Source organism: Thiomicrospira pelophila DSM 1534, from assembly GCF_000711195.1.
Taxonomy (GTDB): Bacteria; Pseudomonadota; Gammaproteobacteria; order Thiomicrospirales; family Thiomicrospiraceae; genus Thiomicrospira; species Thiomicrospira pelophila.
Window position 1 is genome coordinate 403,913 of record NZ_JOMR01000001.1, and the last position, 23,949, is coordinate 427,861.

14 protein-coding genes are annotated in these 23,949 nt (G+C 45.6%); 6 read left to right on the top strand and 8 right to left on the bottom strand.

Annotation, left to right across the window (positions count from 1 at the left end; translation table 11 throughout):
- Nucleotides 1–8 precede the first annotated feature (8 nt).
- Nucleotides 9–2,252: an Orn/Lys/Arg family decarboxylase gene (locus tag N746_RS0101930; protein ID WP_029933680.1), complete on the bottom strand. Its 2,244-nt coding sequence runs from the start codon at nucleotides 2,250–2,252 to the stop codon at nucleotides 9–11.
- Nucleotides 2,253–2,407: 155 nt separating this feature from the next.
- On the opposite strand from N746_RS0101930, the gene N746_RS0101935 reads away from it, so the two are divergent.
- Together N746_RS0101935 and N746_RS0101940 are read left to right on the top strand one after the other, a co-directional pair.
- On the top strand, nucleotides 2,408–3,325 hold the full coding sequence (locus N746_RS0101935; protein WP_029933681.1) for a DMT family transporter: 918 nt from the start codon (nucleotides 2,408–2,410) through the stop codon (nucleotides 3,323–3,325).
- 110 nt (nucleotides 3,326–3,435) lie between these two features.
- The gene (locus N746_RS0101940) at nucleotides 3,436–3,705 is read left to right on the top strand and encodes a DUF4282 domain-containing protein (RefSeq protein WP_211245118.1); all 270 of its coding nucleotides are present in this window, start codon (nucleotides 3,436–3,438) and stop codon (nucleotides 3,703–3,705) included.
- Between the two features lie 51 nt (nucleotides 3,706–3,756).
- Here N746_RS0101940 and chrA read toward each other — a convergent pair whose 3' ends face one another.
- The 4 genes from chrA to N746_RS0101960 form a co-directional block, all read right to left on the bottom strand.
- Nucleotides 3,757–4,917, bottom strand: coding sequence for a chromate efflux transporter (chrA, locus tag N746_RS0101945; RefSeq protein ID WP_051678454.1), 1,161 nt, complete (start codon nucleotides 4,915–4,917; stop codon nucleotides 3,757–3,759).
- A gap of 21 nt (nucleotides 4,918–4,938) precedes the next feature.
- Nucleotides 4,939–6,315, bottom strand: coding sequence for a TRAP transporter large permease (locus N746_RS0101950; RefSeq protein WP_029933684.1), 1,377 nt, complete (start codon nucleotides 6,313–6,315; stop codon nucleotides 4,939–4,941).
- Nucleotides 6,316–6,317: 2 nt separating this feature from the next.
- Entirely contained in the window at nucleotides 6,318–6,902 is a 585-nt protein-coding gene (locus N746_RS0101955) for a TRAP transporter small permease subunit (protein ID WP_051678633.1), read from the bottom strand.
- 98 nt (nucleotides 6,903–7,000) lie between these two features.
- Complete coding sequence (locus N746_RS0101960) at nucleotides 7,001–8,296, bottom strand: GGDEF domain-containing protein (RefSeq protein WP_081835962.1); 1,296 nt, start codon at nucleotides 8,294–8,296, stop codon at nucleotides 7,001–7,003.
- Between the two features lie 131 nt (nucleotides 8,297–8,427).
- Here N746_RS0101960 and N746_RS0101965 point away from each other — a divergent pair, with 131 nt between their 5' ends.
- The 4 genes from N746_RS0101965 (at nucleotide 8,428) to N746_RS0101980 (ending at nucleotide 16,080) form a co-directional block, all read left to right on the top strand.
- Nucleotides 8,428–10,614 (top strand): primosomal protein N', encoded by a 2,187-nt coding sequence (locus N746_RS0101965; RefSeq protein ID WP_029933687.1) that lies wholly within the window; start codon nucleotides 8,428–8,430, stop codon nucleotides 10,612–10,614.
- Between the two features lie 84 nt (nucleotides 10,615–10,698).
- Nucleotides 10,699–11,202 (top strand): TIGR03546 family protein, encoded by a 504-nt coding sequence (locus N746_RS0101970; protein WP_029933688.1) that lies wholly within the window; start codon nucleotides 10,699–10,701, stop codon nucleotides 11,200–11,202.
- Nucleotides 11,199–13,160 (top strand): TIGR03545 family protein, encoded by a 1,962-nt coding sequence (locus N746_RS0101975; protein WP_029933689.1) that lies wholly within the window; start codon nucleotides 11,199–11,201, stop codon nucleotides 13,158–13,160. The genes N746_RS0101970 and N746_RS0101975 overlap by 4 nt, the downstream gene beginning before the upstream one ends.
- 52 nt (nucleotides 13,161–13,212) lie before the next feature.
- Complete coding sequence (locus N746_RS0101980) at nucleotides 13,213–16,080, top strand: methyl-accepting chemotaxis protein (RefSeq protein ID WP_051678455.1); 2,868 nt, start codon at nucleotides 13,213–13,215, stop codon at nucleotides 16,078–16,080.
- A gap of 103 nt (nucleotides 16,081–16,183) precedes the next feature.
- Here N746_RS0101980 and N746_RS0101985 read toward each other — a convergent pair whose 3' ends face one another.
- The 3 genes from N746_RS0101985 to gpmI form a co-directional block, all read right to left on the bottom strand.
- Entirely contained in the window at nucleotides 16,184–17,593 is a 1,410-nt protein-coding gene (locus tag N746_RS0101985) for an FAD-dependent oxidoreductase (protein ID WP_029933691.1), read from the bottom strand.
- Nucleotides 17,594–17,646: 53 nt separating this feature from the next.
- The gene (gltB, locus tag N746_RS0101990; RefSeq protein ID WP_029933692.1) at nucleotides 17,647–22,122 is read right to left on the bottom strand and encodes a glutamate synthase large subunit; all 4,476 of its coding nucleotides are present in this window, start codon (nucleotides 22,120–22,122) and stop codon (nucleotides 17,647–17,649) included.
- Between the two features lie 202 nt (nucleotides 22,123–22,324).
- Complete coding sequence (gpmI, locus tag N746_RS0101995; RefSeq protein WP_029933693.1) at nucleotides 22,325–23,881, bottom strand: 2,3-bisphosphoglycerate-independent phosphoglycerate mutase; 1,557 nt, start codon at nucleotides 23,879–23,881, stop codon at nucleotides 22,325–22,327.
- Between the last annotated feature and the right edge of the window lie 68 nt (nucleotides 23,882–23,949).

Sequence of the window (23,949 nt, forward strand, 5' to 3'; positions counted from 1 at the left end):
GTAAGCGATTAAATTTTCACACAGTCCATCGAGTAGACCATTTTTCCATCGACTTCTTCTTTAACAAGCCCGTGGATATCGGTTTCGAATCCTGGGAACTTCTCGTTAAAGTTACGCGCAAATTTTAAATAGTCCATGATCTTGTTATTAACGCGCTCGCCCGGAATCAGTAGTGGAATCCCTGGTGGATAAGGTGTTAATAAAATCGCGGTAATGCGGCCTTCTAAATCATCAATTTCAACGCGCTCAATTTTGTTATGTACCATTTTTGCATAAGCATCCGCCGGTTTCATAGCGGGCTCCATATGCGATGTGTACATTTCAGTGGTTAAGCGTGCCACATCGTTTTCTTTGTACATGTTATGGATCGCATCCGACAAGTCTTTTAAGCCAATGCGTTCATAACGAGGGTACTTGGCGATAAAAGTTGGCAGTACACGCCATAATGGCACGTTGCGATCATAATCGTCTTTGAACTGCTGCAAAGCGGTTACCATGGTGTTCCAGCGGCCTTTAGTAATGCCGATGGTGAACATGATAAAGAAGGAATATAAGCCGGTTTTTTCGATAATAACCCCGTGCTCGGACAAATAACGCGTCACAATCGCCGCCGGAATGCCGGTTTCGGAGAAGTCACCATTAACGGCCAAACCAGGGGTAATAATGGTCGCTTTAATCGGGTCGAGCATGTTGAAGTTGTTAGCGAGATTTCCAAAGCCGTGCCAAGGTTCGTTAGCACGTAAAATCCAAGCGTCACGTTCGCCCATGCCTTCTTCAGCAAGCTCATCGGGGCCCCAAACTTTAAACCACCAAGAGTCGCCAAATTCCTCATCAACCTTGCGCATGGCACGACGGAAGTCCAAGGCTTCGGCAATGGATTCTTCAACTAAGGCGGTACCGCCTGGTGGTTCCATCATAGCCGCGGCCACATCACAACTGGCAATGATGGAATATTGCGGACTGGTCGAGACGTGCATTAAATAAGCTTCGTTAAAGCGGCCACGATCCAACATACGTTTAGGTGATTCTTGCACCAAAATCTGACTGGCTTGGCTTAAACCCGCCAACAATTTATGGGTTGATTGGCAAGCATAAACCATCGGGCCTTCTGATCGGTTGGTGTCACGACCAATCGCATGCATGCCTTCATAAAATTCGTGGAAAGTCGCATGTGGCAACCAAGCTTCATCAAAATGCAGGTTTTCAACATATTCCCCAAGTGTTTTCTTGATGGTATCGACGTTATACAAAATACCATCATAGGTACTTTGGGTTAAGGTCAGCATTTGGGGTTTTGCGCTTGGGTCTTTCACCAATGGGTTGGCTTGAATTTTCTTTTTAATCGTCTCAGGGTGAAACTCCGATTCAGGAATCGGTCCAATAATGCCGTAATGGTTACGGGTTGGCATTAAGAAAACCGGTACGGCCCCCGTCATAATGATCGAGTGTAAAACCGATTTATGACAGTTACGATCCACGACAACAATGTCATCATCGGCCACATTAGCATGCCAAACGATTTTGTTTGAGGTCGATGTACCGTTTGTTACAAAAAACAAGTGGTCGGCGCCAAAGATGCGTGCCGCGTTTTGCTCTGAGTCCGCAACCGCACCGGTATGATCCAATAGTTGGCCGAGTTCGTCTACCGCGTTACACACGTCAGCACGCAGCATGTTTTCACCAAAAAACTGGTGGAACATCTGGCCTACTGGACTTTTCAAGAAGGCCACCCCGCCCGAATGTCCAGGGCAATGCCAAGAATAAGAGCCATCAGCTGCATAACCAGTCAGTGCGCGGAAGAAGGGCGGGGCTAAACCTTTAAGATACACGCGCGCTTCACGGATAATATGTCGTGCCACAAATTCGGGTGTGTCTTCAAACATGTGGATAAAGCCGTGTAACTCTTTCAATACATCATTCGGTATGTGGCGAGACGTGCGAGTTTCGCCATATAGGAAGATCGGGATATCGGCATTGCGATGGCGAATCTCACCCACGAATAAACGCAGTTTTTCAATCGCGTCATCTTTATGGGCTTCGTCGGCAAACTCGTCGTCGTCGATGGATAAAATAAAGCAGGAAGCACGGTTTTGCTGTTGCGCAATCATCGCCGTGTCATTAAAGCTGGTGACGCCTAAGGTTTCCATGCCTTCTTTTTCAATGGCTTCAGCCAGAGCACGGACGCCTGTGCCCGAGGCATTTTCTGAGCGAAAATCTTCATCAATAATGACGACAGGGAAACGAAATTTCATAAGGGATAATGTCCTTGTTGCAGCATCTAAAATAAACCAACTTTGACCCTGCATTATACAAAAACCACGTCTAAATAAAACGAAAGTTTTGTATCTGTGATGCATTGTGTTGGCTTGTTACTATAATGGTTTTTTGAGTAAAAGGATTGGGTATTGTGACACGAAGTTATTTTTGGGTCGGGTTTGGCTTGGCGGTGGTCGGTACTTTGCTATTTTCGATCAAGTCGATCCTGATAAAACTCGCCTACCAAGCTGGTTCGGATGCGGATGGTGTGATGTTGCTAAGAATGCTCATGGCGATGCCAGTTTATGCCGTGATTGCCTGGGCTTTATGGCAACGTTATCCACAAAAAGGCGCCCAAATTCCAAAACGCACTTGGTGGGCGCTGATCGGTCTTGGGTTTATGGGCTATTTTGTGTCTTCTTGGCTAGATTTGATGGGATTGGAGTTGATTTCGGCACAGCTCGAACGTCTGACTTTATTTACCTATCCAATTATGGTCGGCATTTTAGGCGCGTTGTTTTTTAAACAGCCGTTAACCCGCAGAATCATTTTAGCTTTAACCTTATCTTATATCGGTATATGGGTGATTTACGCTCAAGAGGCCAGCATGGCCGGTGATGACGTAGCTAAGGGTACCTTATTAGTTGCATTAGCCGCTTTTAGTTTTGCGTTTTATGTGTTGTTTAGCCGAGCGATTATCGCCCAAGTTGGCAGTCTGTGGTTTACCAGCTGGGCAATGTTAGCCGCCTGTGCTTGGGTGATTGTATTTTTTGGCGTGAGCTTGGATTGGTCTGAATTTGAGCTGAATGCGCAGATTTTACTCTGGACTTTTCTGCTGGCGATTGTAAGCACGGTCATTCCGAGCTTTATGATTAGTGAAGCCATCGCCCGCCTGGGCCCAGCACAAACGGGCATTATCGGCAGTTTGGGGCCGGTATTCACAATTGCGCTCGCGGTATGGATTCTGTCTGAACCCTTTACCCTTTCGCACTTAATTGGCTTTACGTTGGTGATGATTGGTGTGGGGGTGTTGACGATTAAAGGCAAGTCTTCGTCTAAGCTTTCTTAAAGAAAATCCATAGATAAAATAATCTTGTTGTACTTAATCTGCTTTTTGCCAAACAATGGGGCCTAATTCATTTAGGTGGATTTTATTAAATAATTAAAGGATAGATTACTATGTTGAAGCAGGTTTTAATGTTTGATTCGATGCTAACCCCAAAAATCATTACGTTTGTGTATTGGTTGTTGCTTGCGATTGCACTGGTGTCAGGTTTAGGAGCGATGTCCGGTTACTATGGGGTGACATTAGGTAGTTTTTTTACGGGTTTAGCAATCATAGTGTTTGGTGGGGTGTTCGCGCGAATTTGGTGTGAGTTATTGATTGTGTTGTTTAAGATTCATGAGAATCTGAAAAAAATCGTCGATAAAGAAAGCAAGGAAGACTAGCTAAACTTTTGGTCGCGCGGTTGAGCAAAGCCGGCGGCTAAGCCACAGTTTCTAACTAAGCACCAGGCCTGGTGCGAGCCATTCGGCGACCGTTACCATAATCAAGTTTAATAAAATCAATACAATAGCTGACACTTTAAATCGCCAGAGTAATAACAGGTTCAGACCCAGTAATCCCAGGCTTGGCAAATTCACAATCGCGTGCAGTAAGATTGGATTTATTAAGGCGGCGACCAGAAATCCAACCACCCCGGCTTGAATCGCCGTTAGGCCTGCTTGAAAGCTTGAGCGAGTAATGAGCTGTTGATAAAAGGGTAATACGCCAATAATCCAAGCTAAGCCAGCTAAAAAAATTGCAAAGGTTGCGACAATGGCTCCCAGCCACCCTTGGGTAAGCGTACCCAAATAAGTCGAAAAACTAAACATGGGGCCGGGCAGGGTTTGCGCAAACGCATAGCCACTTAAAAAAGCCGACTCCGCCACTAGGCCTGGTTGTACCAATTCAATTTGTAAATAAGGCAATACTACATGGCCGCCACCAAATACCAATGCACCCGCCCGATACAGACTATCAAACAAGGCTAGTTCTGGCATTAAAAGCACCAGGCCTGGTAGTAGGATTAATAGCCCCAGCGGTGCAATTAGCAGAGTTAACGCCAGTGTACGGTTGGGTGTGCGTTGCAAACTGAGTGTCGATGCCTCGGTGTCCGTTTTTAACCATTGGCCGAGTAAGGCTAAGCCGAACAATAAGATAATGGGGGTCCAAACACTTGGGAAAGCCAGCAATACGAATGCGCTACTAATCGCGGTTAGTATCCATTCGGCGCGGCGACAGAACTGTTTGGCCATACCCCAAGTAGCTTGCATCACTACCGCAGCCGCGACAATGAGTAGAGCCGGAACCAGCGACGACCAGGCCTGGTGGTAGTTAAACCAACCGTACGCCAGTGCGCTCATAATTAAGGCCGATGGCAAGGTAAAGCCTAAAAAAGCCGCCAGCGCGCCCGACCAACCGCCGCGTTGATAACCAATTAGAAAGCCTAATTGTGAGCTAGATGGCCCCGGCAATGCGTGGCATAACGCAATCCATTGCGCGAATTGAATGTCGCTAAACCAAGCACGTTTTTCAACAAATTCTTGGCGGAAAAAACCAATATGTGCCATCGGCCCGCCAAATGAGGTCAGACCTAAGCGTAAAAATATCCAAAACATCGGCCTTCCTTGGAGGAGAACTTAAGATAGTAAACTTGGTAGCCAAGTGATTAAGCCCGGCCAAATTGCCAAAACGCCAAGTAAACCGAGTTGGATCAAAATATAAGGCCAGACACCGCGATACATATCGATTGTTTTAAGGCTGGCTTGGCTGGCAACGCCGCGCAAATAAAACAATGCAAAGCCAAACGGCGGCGTTAAAAACGCAGTCTGGAGGTTAATCGCGATCATAATGCCTAGCCAAATTGGATCGGCCCCTAGGATAAATAAAATCGGCGCGACAATTGGCACCACTACATAGGTGATTTCGATAAAGTCTAAAAAGAAACCCAGCACAAATAACATCAACATCACAATCAGCATAGCCGTGAATAAACCACCGGGCAGATCGCCTAATAAGTCGTGTACTAAATCATCGCCGCCCAAGCCTCGGAACACGAGCGAGAAGAAGGCCGCTCCGATAAAGATCAAGAAGATCATACTGGTGATTTTTAAACTGTTGAGCATGACCGATTTTAAGGTGGTCAGGCTGAATTGACGTTTTGCCAAAGCAAGTAATAACGCCCCTAAAGCGCCCAGAGCGCCCGCTTCGGTTGGTGTCGCGATGCCGCCAATGATTGAACCTAGTACCAGAATAATTAAGCCAATCGGTGGCAATAAGCTTTGGACGACCCGTATTAACAGTCCGGCTTGCAAGCCGGTTTGTTCATTTTTAAACGCCGGCACGCGAAGCGGTTGGAAAATAGCGACGCCTATTATATAAACAATATATAGCCCTACGAGTACCAGGCCTGGTAGGATCGCGCCGGCAAACAAATCGCCCACTGATACTGTTTCGGGAGCAAAATTGCCCTGTTGTAACTGGGCTTGTTGATAGGCGTTTGAGAGTACATCCGCTAATAAAATTAAAACAATTGATGGCGGAATAATTTGGCCAAGTGTACCAGAGGCACAAATAGTGCCGCTAGCAAGGCGCGGGCAATAACCTTGCTTGAGCAACGTGGGTAGCGCTAACAACCCCATCATTACCACGGTTGCGCCGACCAAGCCGGTGCTGGCGGCTAATAAAGCGCCCACCAAAACCACCGCGATACCTAAACCACCGCGTACACCTTGAAACACTTCAGCTAGGGTTAAAAGTAGTTGATCCGCAATTTTTGACTTTTCCAGCATCAGCCCCATAAATACAAACAAAGGCACGGCCAGCAGTGTACTGTTGTTCATGATCGAAAAAATTCGACTCGGCACGCTGTTTAGAAACGCCATGTCGAATACACCAAACAAGCTGGCACCCAAGGCAAATAATAACGACACACCAGCGAGTGTGAATGCGACTGGAAAACCGATCATTAAGGCCAATAACACCAGAGCAAATAACAGCAGGGCAAGCCACTCCATATTTAAATGCCCTCCTGCAAGTTATCCTGAAATGCTTCGGCTTGCGCCTGTGGATTTAGTTGGTCGAGGGCGAATAACGCTAAGCTATATTGCACAATAAAAGCCAGCGTTTGCAAAAGAACCAGGCCTGCACTGATCAGAATCACGCTTTTAAGCAGATAGATATAAGCCAGTCCACTCGCATCCGCCGAGCGTTCTTGAATCGCCCAGCTGGCGGCGACATAATCCCAGCCAGACCAAATGATAAAGACCATCATTGGCAGTACAAAAAATACCGCGCCCAGAAGATTAACCCAGTTTTTTCGCTGTTGAGAGGCGCGCTCGTAAAATACATCCACACGCACATGTTGATTTTGTTGATAGGTATAAGCCAGTCCCAGCATAAAAATTAAGCCATGCACATACAGCAAGCTTTCATCTAATTTAGTCGAGCTGAAATCGAAACCATAACGCAAAGCAACGCCTAGACTTGCTAACACCACCAGCAACAGTGTTAACCACGCTACGCTATGTCCGACAGTCGATTGAAAACGGTTTTGCCAACTTAAGAATTGATTTAAGAAAGGATAAATGCGATTTGGTTTCATGGGTCTAAACAAAGTTTGAATAAATAAAAACATTATTTTACGCGGTTTTTGTGACAAGACCGCGCTGGTTAGTTAAAAAATCAGCATTAATTTAGAGGTTAATTAATCAAACTAGCCTCATAAAATCGATAGGTATTACGTCCACTTGACTTGGCTAAATACATGGCCGTATCCGATAGTCGCATTAAGGTGCCGAGTTCTTGTGCATCATCTGGGTAAAACGCAATCCCAATGCTGGCTCCTATTTGTAGGGTGTGACCTTCAATTTCATATGCAGGGGAAAGACAGTCAATAATATTTTGCGCCACTTTGCCTGCGGTTTCGCGGGTTTGAGCGCCATTTAAAATGACGGTAAATTCATCCCCTCCCATGCGCGCTAATAAATCGGCTTGACGCAGGGCATGACTCAAACGCTGCGTAACCGCAATTAGTAACTTATCACCAATGTCATGACCTAAATTATCGTTAACGTGTTTAAAACGGTCAAGGTCAATAAAAAGCAGCGCTAAGTTATGCTGGTTACGTTGAGCCTGTTTAAGCTCCTGCGCTAATTGTTGGTAAAACAAGGCGCGGTTAGGAAGCTGGGTGAGCGCATCTCTAAATGCTAAGGTTTCGAGTTTTTCGGCTTGGTGCCTGATATGCTGAGTTTGCTGATAAAACCACATAAAGAAATAAGCTAATAAAAATGATAGGGCCGCGAGGCGTAAAAAGTGCCAGAGCCACCAAGTCGCATCCCATAGGGTTGAGTAGTCAAACAAGACCGCTGAAACCGCAAACATTAACGTTAACACCGCTAAAGTTTGATGAGAAGATTGTGATTCTGCACTCATCATCAATTTAAGACTGGCGATAAAAAAACCAGTCGCACCAATGGTATTAAAGGCGATCGCTGGGGTGCTGAATACGCCTCCGTCATGCAGCATGTTGGGAAATAAATGGCTAGTAAGCAGCATAATAAAACTCAAGCCCAGCGCCCCAAAAAAGCTTAACCAGGGTAATTGCCTTAACCAGCGAGGATTAAGCCAAGACTTTGGTAGTGCGATGAATGAAAATAGTAGTCCACCCATTAATACGCCCATACTGTGAAGCCCGACAAAGGTATTGCCTGGCTCCACGCTACCGTGAAACGCACCGATGACGGCCATTGCAATAAAACTTGATGCTGCCCAGTAAAATCGAATGCAGAGCTTGTCGGCATGAATTAATAGGATGAGATATAAACCCAGAATCAGGTTTAATAAAACTCCTGCACCCTCAATCGTTGAGTGCAATGGAATATTAGGCCAAACCCCTATGCCAAATAAAACCGGAACCACTAAGGCTAAAATAAGCGGTACCACCAGGCCTGGTAGGATGGCCCAAATAGGGTGGCTGAGAGTGTAGGGCTGTTTCAATGGCGTGACCTAAATCGTTGATAAGTTACTTTTATTATGACGCTGAACTTGGCGCAAAACAACTAATGGGAAGCATGTTACTGACTGAGACTCGTTTATAATGATCGTACATTTTTAAGTTAAAGAATTTCATGATTGTTAAAGTTGCCCTAAACGGTCCATTTTTAAGTGCGCTCGATTACGATTGCCCGTTTGAACAGGTGCGACCTGGTTTGCGGGTGCGGGTGCCGTTTCGAAATAAATCCAAGGTCGGCTTAATTCTTGGGTTAAGTATCGAAACCGACTACGACCTCAGTAAGCTCAAAACCGTGACCGAAATTTTGGATGATGAGCCTTTGTTTAGTGAGCTCGAGTTGCGTTTTTTAAGTTGGGCGGCGCACTACTATCATGAGCCGATTGGCGAAGTGATTATGGCCGCCTTACCCAAACGCCTGCGGTCAGGCGAGTCGCTAGCAGTTGAGGGATTGAAACAGTGGCAGCGTACAACATTAGGTCAAACCATTTCGGTGGAGGACTTGGCCAAAAACGCCCATAAACAACGCGCGATTTGGCAGGTCTTTACTAACGACCAGGCCTGGTCGGAAGCCCAGTTGAATCAGCAGTTTGAAAATTGGCGACCGTTGGTTAAAACCTGGCAAGACAAACAATGGTTGAGCTTGAGCCATGGTTCTTGTTTGCCGCCGGTTCAATTTTCAGATAAGCCGAACCATCAACTAAATCCGGAGCAGCAAGCCGCCGTCGATAGTGTTTTATCCGCTTCGGATGAGTTTGGTGCTTTTCTATTGCAGGGGGTGACCGGCAGCGGTAAAACCGAAGTTTATTTAGCGATGATTGAGTCGGTGTTAGCGCAAGGTAAGCAAGCCTTGGTGTTGGTGCCCGAAATTGGCTTAACACCGCAAACCGCCGCGCGTTTTGAAGCCAGCTTGCAACAGCGCGTGGTGGCGTTACATTCGGGTTTGAATGACCAAGAGCGTCATTGCGCTTGGCAGGCGATTCGTAGTGGTGAAGTCAAGGTTTTATTAGGCACGCGTTCGGCGCTGTTTACGCCGTTTGCGAATTTGGGCTTGTGCATTATTGATGAAGAGCATGATTTGTCGTTTAAGCAGCAAGATGGTTTTCGTTACTCGGCGCGCGATTTGTTGGTAAGGCGCGCCCAAATGCATAAGGTGCCGGTGGTTTTGGGGTCGGCCACGCCGTCGTTAGAGTCTCTTTACAATGTGCAACAAGCACGATATCAAAAGTTGGTTTTAACTCAGCGTGCGGCGGCGGCTGAAATGCCTAGTATCCATTTATTGGATATTCGCGGTGAACGTTTAGCTGAAGGCGTGTCCGCCCAACTTAAAGCCGCGATGCAACGTCATTTGGACGCCAAAGGGCAGGTGTTGTTATTTTTAAATCGGCGCGGTTATGCGCCGGTTTTAATGTGCCATGATTGCGGTTGGCAGGCGGCCTGTCCAAGTTGCGATGCCAACTTAACCTACCACCAGGCCTGGAATGAACTACGTTGTCATCACTGTGGTTACAGCGAGAAAAAACCACCCGTTTGTCCCGACTGTCAGAGCAAAGAATTCGTGCGTGTTGGTCAAGGCACCGAGCGTTTAGAGCAAACCATTGGCAGTTGGTTCCCAGATAAAACGTTGGTACGAATTGACCGAGATACCACACGTTTGAAAGGCGCATTGGGCAAGAAAATTGAGCAAGCACGCAGTGGCGAAGCCGATATTTTAATTGGCACCCAAATGCTTGCTAAAGGTCATCACTTTCCAAATGTTACTTTGGTTGGGTTGTTGGATTTGGATCAAGGGTTATTTAGTGTGGATTATCGTGCGGCCGAACGCATGGCTCAGCTTATCGTGCAGGTCGCCGGTCGGGCGGGTCGAGCCGAACGCAAAGGCGAGGTGATGATTCAAACACATCACCCAGAGCATCCGTTGCTCATGCGTTTGGTTTCGAGGGGTTATGATGACTTTGCACAACAAGCCCTGACCGAACGTGAATCCGCCCAGCTACCACCCTATGGCTTTCAAATTTTGGTTCGCGCCGAAGCCTTTGATATTAATCACGCGCTGGCGTTTTTAAATGACATAAAGGATGCGTTGTTGGGGGTGGCTGTTAGCGAGCCGTGTGAAGTTTGGGGGCCAGTTAGCGCGCCGATGGAGCGCCGCCAAGGGCGTTATCGTTATCATTTGTTGATGCAGTCGGAAAGCCGAGGCGCATTACAAACTTGGTTTAGCGCGATTGAATCACAGATTTATCAGTCGTCCTTGGTAAGCAAAGTACGCTGGAGCGTGGATGTCGATCCGCAAGAGTTGAGATAACGCAATCATCGACTGAATGCCGGTTGCGTTTTAGGGGTTTCAGTTTAAAATTGATCCATTAAGATTCATTAACTAGGTGGCAAAGTGACGATTTTTATTAAGCTATTTAAGGCGCTCAACGCCAATCAACATCCCGGACAAATCGCGCTTTCGCTTACGCTAGGTCTGCTACTTGGTCTTACGCCTTTCTTTTTTCCTCACACTTTATTAACGCTTTTGCTCATCATTGTGCTTAGAGTCAATATTTCAGCCGTACTCGTTTCTTGGGGTGTGTTTACCGGCTTAGCTTATGCGTTTGATCCGCTTTTTCATCAGTTCGGTTTATGGATGCTTAATCATCCAGGCTTGGTGGAAATTTGGACGCAATGGTACAACCAGGCCTGGTGGCGCTTTATGTCGTTTAACAATACGATTGTGATGGGTAGTATCTTGGTAGCTTACAGCTTGGCTTTACCATTTTTTGGCTTAAGTTGGTTGTTGGTACGAATTTATCGTCAACGATTTTTGGTTTGGGTGAATAAACTTAAACTTGTTCAAATGTTGAAGGTTTCAAATAAAGCGGAAACTTTGTCGGGGTTTTTTAAATGAGTGAACAAAACAAAGCCACAGCACAATCAGACGCCTCGCCAACTCAAAAGCCCCCTGTAAAAACTGCGAAACCAAAAGGTTGGATTCGTTGGTCAGGTTTAATTGGCGTGTTGGTTATTATCGGGTTAGTCGTTGGCTTAGGTTATCTGATCAGCAGTTGGGCGCTTAAAAGCAAAATTGAGAGTATGGCCTCGAATGCTTGGGGGGCAAAAGTTGAGATTAATGAATTAGATTTCAGCTTCAACCCAGTTGGGGTGAATTTAGCGGGCGTGCAAATAACTGACCCTGAGCAGCCGATGCAAAACCTGATTGAGTTAAAACAGGTGCGTTTAAGCGTTAACCTTTATCATTTAGTGGTGAAACGTTTTGTGATCGAAGACATCACTATTGCAGGCCTGGCATTGAATCAAGCGCGCCAAACCAGTGGCGAGTTGCCGAAACCAGAAAAAGTGAAATCTGAGTCAGTTGAGCCACAAATCCCTGATAAAACGTCTGGAGGTTTCAAACTGCCTTCGGCGGCTATGCCAGATGCAAAAGATGTGATCGCGCGTGAGCGTTTAGATACGGTTGATCAGGCTAAACGGTTGGAAACACTTACCAATAACACAGAAAAAGAGTGGGCAAAAATTGAAGAGTCTTTGCCAACCGCGAAAAGTTTAGCGCGTTATGAAACTGAATTGAAAGCGATCTTTGAAGGCTCAGTGAAAGATCTTAATGACCTTCAGCAGCGCCAACAGCGCTTAAAGGCCTTGCAGAAGGATTGGCAGGCTGACCAAGCCGCGATTCAGCAAGCGCAAGATTTTATTCAAAACCGCAGTTCAGAAATAAGTCAGGGTTTAGGTCGGCTCGAAAAACTGCCTAACCAAGATTTACAACGCTTGCTGTCTAGTTATTCGATGGATCAATCCGGTTTGTCCAACCTAACTTATTTATTATTTGGTGAGAGCCTTCAGCAAAAATTGCAGTTGGCGTTGGACTGGCATCGTAAAGCCCAACCCTTAATTAAATGGGTTGAAGAATACCGCGCCCAATCGGCCGCTGATAAAGCCTTGGCTGAACAAGCTAAGAAACCACGCAGCTTAGGAGAAAACATAGTCTTTGAAGAGTTTGATCCCCAGCCGAAATTTATGATTAAGAGAATTGATTTTGATGGCGATATTGAATGGGGTTCGATCACGGCGAAAGTGCGTGATGTCAATTTTAACCAAACCGTTAGTCAAAAGCCGATTAGATTTAATGTACAGGCGATGCCCACAACGCAAAAAAGCGCGTTGGTTTTAGATGGTTATAGCTCAACCCTAGAGACCGATTCGGTCTTAACAAACGTGAAAGCCAATTGGACCGATTATGAGGTCAATCAATGGTGGATGGCCAAAACCGATGTGTTACCTGTGCAACTGGTTAAGGCCAAGGCGAACTTAAGCGGACAACTGGCATTAACGGGTTTGAGTGAGTTGGATGCCGATTTAAATATTCATTACCGCGATGCCTTGTTTGATCTATCGCAAACTCATTCCGAACAAGTAACACGTTATTTGGCTCCGGCATTTTCTGATATTAATCAATTTAAAGTAGACGCTAGTATAAATGGGCGTGTCATGTCACCTAAAATTAAAGCCAGTTCAGACTTGGACAACCAGTTGTCGACAGCTTTCAAACAGGTGTTTGAGCAAGAAATGCAGGCCTTTAAACAGGATTTGGAGAAACAATTACAAGCCAAGCTAGGAGAGCTTAAGCAGCCAATTGAAGCTGAGTTGCGGCGCTTGAATATTGATCGGTCCGCGTTAGAAGATCAAGAAAAGGCCTTGAAAGCGATTCAGGCAGAAGCTCAAAATCGTTTAAAACAGTCTGAAGCCGAGTTACAAAAGCGTGTGGATGCTGAAAAGAAAAGGCTTGAAAATGAAGCGAAGCAAAAAATTGAAGATGAGCTGCGTAAACGCATTAAATTACCTTTTTAATAAGTTTTTTCTTAAGCACCAATAAAAAATAATAAAAAAGTTTTGAGGATATATGAAACAAAATCTGCCCGTAACACAGCACGAATATCAAATCGCCGAAGGCGTCTCACTGGTTTCAGAAACCGACTTATATGGCAATATTACCTATGCGAACCAGGCCTTTATTGAGGTAAGCGGATATAGTTGGGAAGAGTTAAAAGGGCAGCCACATAACCTTATACGTCATCCCGACGTGCCTGAAGCGGTGTTTGCGGATTTATGGAAAACCGTTAAAGCCGGCGAACCCTGGCACCAGTATGTAAAGAACCGTCGAAAAAACGGTGATCACTATTGGGTTGAAGCGAATATTGCCCCAGTAGAACAAAACAGCAAAGTGGTGGGTTATAAGTCAGTTAGAAGCACGATGCCGCATGATTTAATTAATCCGGTTGAAGCAGCTTATCAATCAATCCGTCAAGGTAAACAACTAATACGTGGTGGGGTTTTGGTTAAACCTTGGCAAGAAAAATTGGCCAAATGGAGCCCCTTGCCGAAACGCAGCATCTTAGCGAAAACTATGATACCGCTGGTTGCGATGGCTGTTTTATGGAGCATTGTATTACAAATTTATTTGCAGAATGTAGCCGACGATTTATATCAAAGCGCGGTGGCTGAACGTCATGATACCCTCCAGCGTAACTTAGAATCTGAAATAAAAGGGGTCGAGACCATTGCGCTTACCAACACCGTGGGGATTGCGAGTAATTCGGCCGTGATTTACGGGCTCTACGACAAACAAGATACGGTTCTTTGGCAAATCGTGCAGGTTAACTATAAGCATTATGTTGAATCGGCTGGGCTTGAAGGTATAGGTTTAGCGATCTACAACGCAGATCTCAAACAAGTTACTCACCAAGGCGCACCCATTAGCCTGCAAAAATTACCCAAAAACACCCAAACCCAAGTCAGTTTTGAGGAGGGGGCCGGTTATGTGCGAGCGGTCGTTCCAGTCCCTTATGGTGATCGTGTTTTGGGTGCGGTAGTCATGTCGATACCTCTAAGCCATGTCGCGCAGCAAGAGTCAGCTGGTGATCGTTTATATGCCACCTTGTTTGGCTCAAAAGACAAGATTGATCTATTGAAATCAGGTGAACAAGATATTGATGATAGAACCGCGCAAGTATTGAATGGATTAAATTTGACTAAATTAGCCAGCACGGATTTACGTGTACAGGGTGAATACTTATTAATGGTCGAAAAAATTTCTGTAGCAGACGGACAAGTCGCCGCCCATCTAGTGGCCGAACCTATGACCATTTTAAATCGCGTATTAAGTGAAACTTATTTCATGATTTATGTTGCACAGGGTGCAATGTCAGGTGGTTTTATACTGCTCTTGTTCCAAGTGTTTACGCGTATGCGTGTGTCGGTGCTTAAACCCTTGAAGGAAATGACCGCAAAGATGAACCGAGCGGCTGATAAAGGCAGTTTGTCGGTTCGCACCGAATCATTAAGTGAAGATGAACTAGGCCGTGTAGGACGCAGTTTTAATCATTATATAACTGGTGTTCAGCATTTAATGGTGTCGGTATCCGACATGATTAAAGCTTTGGCAGAAGGTAAGTTGGAGTATCGGATTCAGGCTGATTCTAAAGGTGATTTGGATAACTTAAAAAATGAAGTTAATTTATCTGCGGATGAAATCCAGCGCGTTTTAAATGAAATCCAGCGTGCGATTCATTCACTTAAGTTAAGTGACTATACCTACCAGGTTGAAGGAGCCTATTCGGGTGAGTATGCGCGCATGGTGACTGATCTACAAATGGCTATGCATGAAACTCAGCAAGCGATTAGCGCGATTAACCAAACCATGCAAGCCATTGCCGAAGGTGAGTTTTCAGAGCGTCTAAACATAGAGTTGCAGGGCGATTTGGGGGAGTTAAAACGTCATGTTAATGCGTCGTTAGATCAACTCGAAAAAGGGATTAGTGAAACAGTGGATGTGCTGGTGGCGCAAAGTGAAGGCGACTTAACCAAACGCATTTCTGGAGATTACTCTGGAAAATTGGCCATGATGAAGGACTCAGTTAACCGTTCGATGACTAAAATGTCAGATGCGTTAGGAGAAATGCGTGTGGCCTCCGTTACGGTCGCAGAAGCATCTCGACAGATTGCCAGTGGTAGTTCAGATTTATCCGATCGAATTCAGGATCAAGCCAGCTCATTACAAGAAACCGTGAGTAATATGGATATGATCACTCAGGCTGTAAGAAGCAATGCTCAAAATGCTCAGCAAGCGAATGAACTCGCTAATAGTGCAAAAACGCAAGCTCAAAACAGTAATGAAGTGATGAAACAAGCTCAAGCCGCTATGGCCGAACTGGCCAAATCGAGTCATAAAATTGCGGACATTATTGGCTTGATTGACAGCATTGCATTCCAAACTAATTTGTTGGCATTGAATGCCGCGGTTGAAGCGGCTAGGGCTGGAGAGCAAGGGCGCGGTTTTGCGGTTGTGGCAGGTGAAGTTCGTACCCTCGCGCAAAAATCAGCTGAAGCCGCTTCCGATATTCGAGCATTGATTGAAGTCAGTGTGAAACAGGTAGATCAAAGTCAGTCATTGGTCACCAAAACAGGAGAAGAGTTCTCCAATATCGTGGAAGCGATTTTAAAAATGCATAACTTTATCGCTGAAATTTCGCAGGCTAACCAGGAGCAAACCCATAGTATTGAGCACATTAATCAGGCGATGGATGGCATGGATTCAGCGACTCAGCAGAATGCTGCACTGGTTGAAGAAACCGCTGCAGCGGCGGATACTTTGCGCCAAGAAGCGGATGAAATGCAGGCACAGGTGAATTTTTTCAAAATTGAATCCAAGCGACAAGCGGCATTATCTTCAACACCATCCGGTAAGCTGAAGCATAATCAAGATTCTTAATGATGGCTTGAGGGCTCGTTTCAGCCAATAAAAAAGGTCGCTTTAAGCGACCTTTTTTATTGCAAGATAGAAGGTGTCTTAATCAAGACGATCTTTTAGTTTTTTAAACTTCAAGATAGTCAAGCATACCTTCAGCCGCATCACGTGCTTCGGCAATCGCATGTACAACTAAGCTAGAGCCACGAACCATATCACCACCAGCAAAGATCTTAGGATTGCTCGTTTGGAACGGATATAAACTATCTTTTGAGGCTATCACACCTTGCCAGTTGTTGATTTCGATATCGAAATCCTTAAACCAAACTGGTGGGTTAGGTTGGAAACCAAATGCAACAATCACCGCATCACAAGGGATGATTTTTTCTGAACCTGGTATGGTTTCGGCACGACGACGCCCGTTTTCATCAGGTTCGCCCATGCGGGTTTCGATAACTTTAATGCCTTCAACTTTGTCAGACCCGATGATTTCGACAGGGGCAAGGTTAAATTTAAACTGTACACCTTCTTCTTTAGCATTTTTCACTTCAGCACGCGAACCTGGCATGTTGGCTTCATCACGACGATAGACACAATAAACTTCATCCGCACCTTGACGAATAGAGGTTCGAGTGCAATCCATCGTGGTATCACCACCACCTAACACCACAACGCGTTTGCCTTTCATGCTGATGAATGGTTCAGGCGTTTGTTCATAACCTAATTCATTCTTGACGTTACCAACAAGGAAATCTAAAGCTTTGTAGACTCCTGGCAAGTCTTCACCCGGAAAACCACCAGTCATTGGCTTGTAAGTTCCCATGCCGAGGAATACCGCATCATAGTCGTTAACTAATTCTGAAAACTGAATGTCCTTACCAATTTCAATACCCAAACGGAATTCGACTCCCATTTTTTCAAACACTTGACGGCGGTGCTTGATAAGGTCTTTATCTAATTTGAATTGCGGAATGCCAAAGGTTAATAAACCACCAATTTCAGGTTGTTTGTCAAATACAACGGGTTGCACACCGTTACGAATTAAAACGTCCGCAGCGGCTAAACCGGCCGGGCCAGCGCCTACTATGGCCACTTTTTTGTCAGTTTTGACGACTTGTGACATATCCGGTGCCCAACCCGTTGCGATTGCTGTATCGGTGATGAATTTTTCAACAGCACCAATGGTTACCGCACCAAAGTTTGTATCATTGAGGGTGCAAGCTTCTTCACATAAGCGATCCTGCGGACAAATTCGACCACACATTTCAGGTAATGAATTGGTTTTGTGGGATAGTTCTACCGCTTCCATCACATTACCCTCGGCAATTAACTTAAGCCAGTTAGGTATGTAGTTATGTACGGGACATGCCCATTCGCAATAGGGATTACCACAGTGTAAACAGCGATCAGCCTGAGCCATAGCTTGGCTTGCTTCGAAATTACTGTATATCTCAGTGAAATTTGTTTTGCGCTCAGCGGCATCTAGCTTGGAAGGCAGCTGGCGGTCTAGTTCTAAAAATTGTCTTACATTTGGCATTCGATTAGTTCCTTATAAGCCTAGCTAAAAAGCCAGGACAACGCATTATCAGCTTAAGCGGCTTCTGTTCCGAATAGACGGAACAAAGTATCAATATCAATCGCTAGCGATTTGACAAGCCAGAAGTGCCCTACGTAATGACTGAAGTTTTCTAGAACTTCCTGTCCCCAAGGGCTATGCGTTTTTTCGACATATTCTTTAATCAGTGTTTTTAAATATACACGGTATTCTTCGGTGCTTTCGGTATCAATTCGAATCGCTTCAACCATTTCAGTATTAAGGCGGTCCGGTAGGGTGCGATCTTGATCAAGTACAAATGCCATACCGCCAGACATACCCGCACCAAAGTTCACACCTACTTCACCTAAGCTGACAACGGTGCCACCCGTCATATATTCACAACCGTGATCACCTAAGCCTTCGACAACTGCGACAGCGCCAGAGTTTCGAACGGCAAAACGTTCTCCACCTGTGCCATGAGCAAATAATTTACCGTTGGTTGCGCCATATAAACAGGTGTTACCCACGATTGGTGTATATTTTGGATCAAACTTATAACCAGTCGGTGGGCAAACGACAATTTCGCCACCGGCCATGCCTTTGCCAACATAATCGTTTGCATCGCCTTCTAGATGAAGGTTGAGGCCGTCGACGTTAAACACACCAAAAGACTGCCCGGCGATACCAGTTAGTTTTAAAGTAATAGGGGCGGATTTCATGCCGTCATTGCCATAACGCTGAGCGATTTCACCGGCTAAACGAGCGCCAATTGAGCGGCCTGTATTAACCAGTTTGAAGTTAAAGATGCCGCCTGATTTAGCTTCAATCGCTGGTAAGACTTCTTTAACCATGCTTTCAGCAATCTCACCGCGATCCCAAGGATTATTGCGTTCAACCTGAACCGTTTGTGGTTTGTCAGTTGGTACGCCACCGTCAGTGATAATGGATGATAAATCTAAGTTGCGTTGTTTCGCGGTTAGTGGCTCATCAATGACTTTCAGTAGGTCAACACGACCGACTAATTCTTTTAATGAACGAACACCTAACTTGGCCATCCATTCGCGAGTTTCTTTGGCCACGAATTCAAAATAGTGCATGACCATTTCAGGTAAGCCAATAAAATGTTCTTTGCGTAAACGCTCATCTTGAGTTGCAACACCAACAGCGCAAGTGTTTAGGTGACAAATACGCAGATATTTACAGCCAAGAGCAATCATTGGCGCGGTACCAAAGCCAAAGGATTCAGCCCCAAGTATCGCGGTTTTGATAACATCCAAGCCGGTTTTTAAACCGCCATCCGCTTGTAAAATAACTTGACCACGTAAATCGTTGGCACGAAGTACTTGATGAGTTTCGGCTAGCCCCATTTCAAACGGGTTGCCTGCATATTTAACCGAGGTTAGTGGGCTGGCACCCGTGCCGCCGTCATAGCCTGAAATCGTGATTAAGTCCGCATAGGCTTTAGCCACACCGGCTGCAATCGTACCCACACCAGGTTCCGCGACCAGTTTTACAGAAATCAGCGCGTTTGGATTAACTTGCTTTAAATCGTAAATTAACTGAGCTAAATCTTCAATTGAGTAGATATCATGATGTGGAGGTGGTGAAATAAGCGTAACACCAGGTACAGCGTGACGTAACTTTGCAATCGTCATGTCAACTTTATGCCCTGGTAGCTGTCCACCTTCACCTGGCTTAGCACCTTGCGCGACCTTAATTTGGATGACTTCCGCATTTCGCAAATAGTGTGCGGTGACACCAAAACGTCCAGATGCGACCTGTTTAATTTTTGACATCTTTTCGGTGCCATAACGTGCCGGATCTTCGGCACCTTCGCCAGAGTTGGAGCGCGCGCCCAAACGATTCATCGCAATCGCCAAGGCTTCATGCGCTTCTGGCGATAAAGCACCTAACGAAATACCGGCACTATCAAAACGTTTGTAAATCTCGGTTAGAGGTTCGACCTCATCTAGCGGTATAGATTTCACCCCTTCACGGAAGGTAATCATGTCGCGGATAGTCATTGCAGGACGATTATTAACTAAGTCGGCAAATTTATCGTAATAGACCTGCTCACCGGTTTGAACCGCTTTACGTAAGTTTTCAACCACGTCTGGGTTATAGGCATGGTATTCACCTCCATGAACATACTTGAGTAAGCCACCTTGCTGCATGGATTTGCGAGGGTTGAAAGCTTCCCATGCTAGGCGCTTCTGATCTAGCTCTAGATGTTCAAATAGCGTGCCTTCAATGCGGTTAGTTGTGCCAGGGAAACAAAGCGAAACGATTTCGGTACTTAGACCGACCGTTTCAAAAAGTTGAGAACCACGATAAGACGGTAGAGTTGAAATCCCCATCTTAGACATGATTTTTAACAGACCTTTATTAATCCCTTTACGGTAGTTTTTGATGTATTTACTCACCGGTGTGGCATTGTCGAGTTCACGTGTACGTAACATATCTTGAATGCTTTCATAAGCAAGGTATGGATAAACAGCGGTTGCGCCATAACCAAATAGCACGGCAAAATGATGTGGATCACGCGCCGTAGCGGTTTCGACAATAATGTTGGTTTCAGTACGTAAGCCTTCACGGATTAAACGGTGGTGCACCGCACCGGTCGCCATAATCGCCGGAATAGTCACCAGGCCTGGTTGAATGTCCAGATCCGTTAAAATTAGCAAGGTCTTGTTTGCCTTGGCCGCGGCTACGGCTTGATCACAAACTGCAACAATGGCCTTTTCAAGATCAATTTGAGTGGCGTCATAATGCAAGCTGATGTCTTGTTGTTGATAGTTGGGGTCGGTAAGTTCGCGCAACTGTACCATCATAGATGGGCTAAGAACTGGCGATTGAACTTCTAAACGTTGTGCATGTTCAGGGCCTTCTTCAAACATGTTAAGTTCACGCCCGAAACAGGTGTTTAAAGACATCACAATGGCTTCGCGCAGTGGGTCGATTGGTGGGTTGGTCACCTGCGCGAACATCTGACGGAAATAATCAAATACCGAGCGAGGTTTGTGAGAGAAAACTGGAAGAGGAGCATCATCCCCCATTGAGCCGATCGCTTCTTGAGAAGACTCAGCCAGTACGCGAATAATTTGATCGCGCTCTTCAAACGTGACTTGGAAGTATTTTTGATAGGTGTCTGTTAACTGATCCGTCCAACCACGAGCCGATTCTTCACGCCCCATTTGTTCTTCAAGGCGCATATAACCTTGGTCCATCCACTGGCGGTAAGGCTTGGCGGTTTTTAAGGCATCGTCAATTTGTTGAGGCTTAAGTAGTTGACCGTTTTCGAGATCAACCGCAATGACTTGACCTGGTTTTAAGCGTCCTTTTTCCAATACGTCTTCAGGAGCATAGTCGTACACGCCGATTTCTGAAGCAAACGTAATGTGACGGTCTTTTGTGATGACATAACGTGTTGGGCGTAAGCCATTACGGTCAACACCACAAATTGCATATTTACCGGTGTTGATTACCATGCCGGCCGGACCATCCCATGGTTCCATGTGCATCGAGTTATATTCCAGGAAGGCTTTAAGATCGGCATCCATGTGGGGCACGTTCTGCCAAGCAGGTGGAATCAACAAGCGTAAAGCTTGGAAAACCGACATATCACCCATCATCAAGACTTCAAGCATGTTGTCTAAGCTATTTGAGTCTGACCCTTCTTGGGCAACTAACGGCTTTAAGTCAGCTAGGTCAGGCAGTAAAGGTGTTTCAAATTTTTTCTGACGAGCTAAAGCCCAGTTGCGGTTACCGCGAATTGTATTGAGTTCACCATTGTGGGCTAAGAAACGGAATGGTTGTGCCAAGCGCCATTGCGGCATAGTGTTGGTAGAGAAACGCTGGTGATAAGAAATCGAGGCCGATTCAAATCCAGGGTTCTGAAGGTCCAAATAAAACTCTTGAAGTTCTTTGGGCATTACTAAGCCTTTGTAAGATAAAAGCTGAGTGTTTAAAGAAGCAACGTAAAAGGTTTTGTCATTTGGTTCAATCGCCATTTCTGTTTTGCGACGTGCGCTGAATAATAGACGATTAAACTCGGCCTCAGAAACATTGGTTCCAGCATTTACATAAATTTGCTCAATAACCGGCTCCATTGAAGCCGCTTGTTCGCCCAATACCTCTGATTTAACCGGCACTTTACGCCATCCAGCGACACTCAAACCACGTGCACTGAGTTCAGCTTCTATTGTTTGGCGTGCTTTGTCCGCAAGTGTAGGATCTTGGTTTAGGAATAGCATGCCGACAGCATAAGTATCATTTAATTGAAGCCCTAAGCTTTGCGCTTCCGTTCTTAAAAATGCGTCGGGTTTTTTAATTAAAATGCCGCAACCATCGCCCGTGCAGCAGTCGGCCGCAACACCACCGCGATGCGTCATGTTGGCAAGGGATTGAATGGCGGCCTGAACGACCCAGTGACTTGGTTTGTCGTCCATATTGGCAATAAGGCCAAAACCACAGTTTTCTTTTTCAAAGTCAGGGGAATAAAGCCCTTTTAGGGTGTTCAGTGAATTCATAGCTTATGGTTCCTGTTAAGTCTGGCCCGTTTGGTGGCTTGTATTGGTTAAAGCACAGAGTCTTTAACCTAATTGAGGCACTTTTTAATAATCTTTTACACGCCCCAAAAAATAAAAAAACGGCGCAATAGTATATATTTTTGCGCCTATCTTATCAATACCGGTAATGTTATGTTTTAGCTTGGCTTTTGATAGCTTAGTTCTAGTTTTTAATACATAAAGGTTGGCCGGTCATCTCTGCTGGGATTTCAATTTCCATCATATCCAGTAGAGTTGGAATGACATCAGGTAGACTGCCGTCTTCACGCAGGTTGCAGTTTTTGTGCCCGACGTACACAAACGGTACCGGATTGGTTGTGTGTGCGGTGAGCGGGCTATTGGTGCTGTCATCCCAGAGTTGTTCGATATTGCCGTGATCAGCGGTAACGAGTAGCTCGCCATCGGCTTTATTAATGGCTTGTAAAATGCGTCCCAGGGCCGTGTCAACCGCTTCTACAGCTAGCTTGCAAGCATCCATATTGCCGGAGTGTCCTACCATGTCTGGGTTAGCTAAGTTACAAATAAAGGTGTCATATTTGCCGGATTGAATCGCTTCACAAAGCTTGTCGGCCACTTCTACTACACTCATTTCTGGTTGTAAGTCATAGGTAGCCACTTTGGGAGACGGGATTAAAATACGATCTTCTCCTTTGTTAGGAGCTTCTATGCCGCCATTTAAAAAGAAGGTGACGTGAGCGTATTTCTCGGTTTCGGCAATGCGAAGTTGAGTTAGGCCTTTTTTTGAGACCCATTCGCCAAAGGTATTGATCAGCTTCGTAGGGCGGTAGGCGATGCTTACATCAAAGTTTTTGTTGTATTCGGTTAAGGTAACGAAGTCGCTTAGGACAGGGGTCACGTCTCGATGAAAATCCGCGAAATCTTTTTCAATAAAGGCACGTGTAAGTTGGCGGGCCCGATCCGAACGATAGTTCATAAAGATAATGGCGTCACCATCTTTCACTTTTACGGGCTTACCACTTTTGCGTAGGACGCTTGTGGCTTGGATAAATTCATCCGTTTCACCGCGTTCGTAAGCGTTGGTAATAGCTTCTTTGGCTGAGTTTGCAGTGTATTCGGATTTGCCGGCACTAATAACATCAAACGCTTTTTGCACACGCTCCCAGCGGTTATCTCGATCCAAAGCGAAATAACGACCGGTGATTGAGGCGATACGTCCGCCGCCAATTTCTTTCATATGGGTTTCGATTTCTTTGATATAGCCTTGTGCGCTTTCAGGTGCGGTATCGCGACCATCTGTAAAAACGTGTAAGTAGGCCTTTGCACCGCGTCTAACCGCCAGTGTTAAGGCCGCTTTTATATGGCTGATGTGCGAATGAACACCGCCGTCTGAAAGGAGGCCCATAATATGAACAGCTCGGCCGCGAGATGTGGCGTTATCTATAGCGTGAACAAAAGCGCTGTTCTCAAAAAAAGAACCGTCCTCAATAGATTTTTGGATGCGAGTCAGTTCTTGATAAACCACGCGCCCAGCGCCTAAGTTTAAGTGTCCCACTTCGGAGTTGCCCATTTGGCCGTGTGGTAGACCAACATTAAGCCCAGATGTGTGGATTAGTGTATGAGGATGTTTGGCAAGTAGTTCATCCCAGTTTGGGGTGTTGGCCTGAGCGATGGCGTTATGTTCAAATTTTTCGCTATGGCCCCATCCGTCAAGGATGATTAAGCCAGTTGGTCGATGTTGAGGTTTTGCTGTCTTGCTCATGGGGTGTCCTACATAAGATAAATTATAAAATTATCGTTCATTGTAGCGGCTTTCGCTGTTAAAATCAT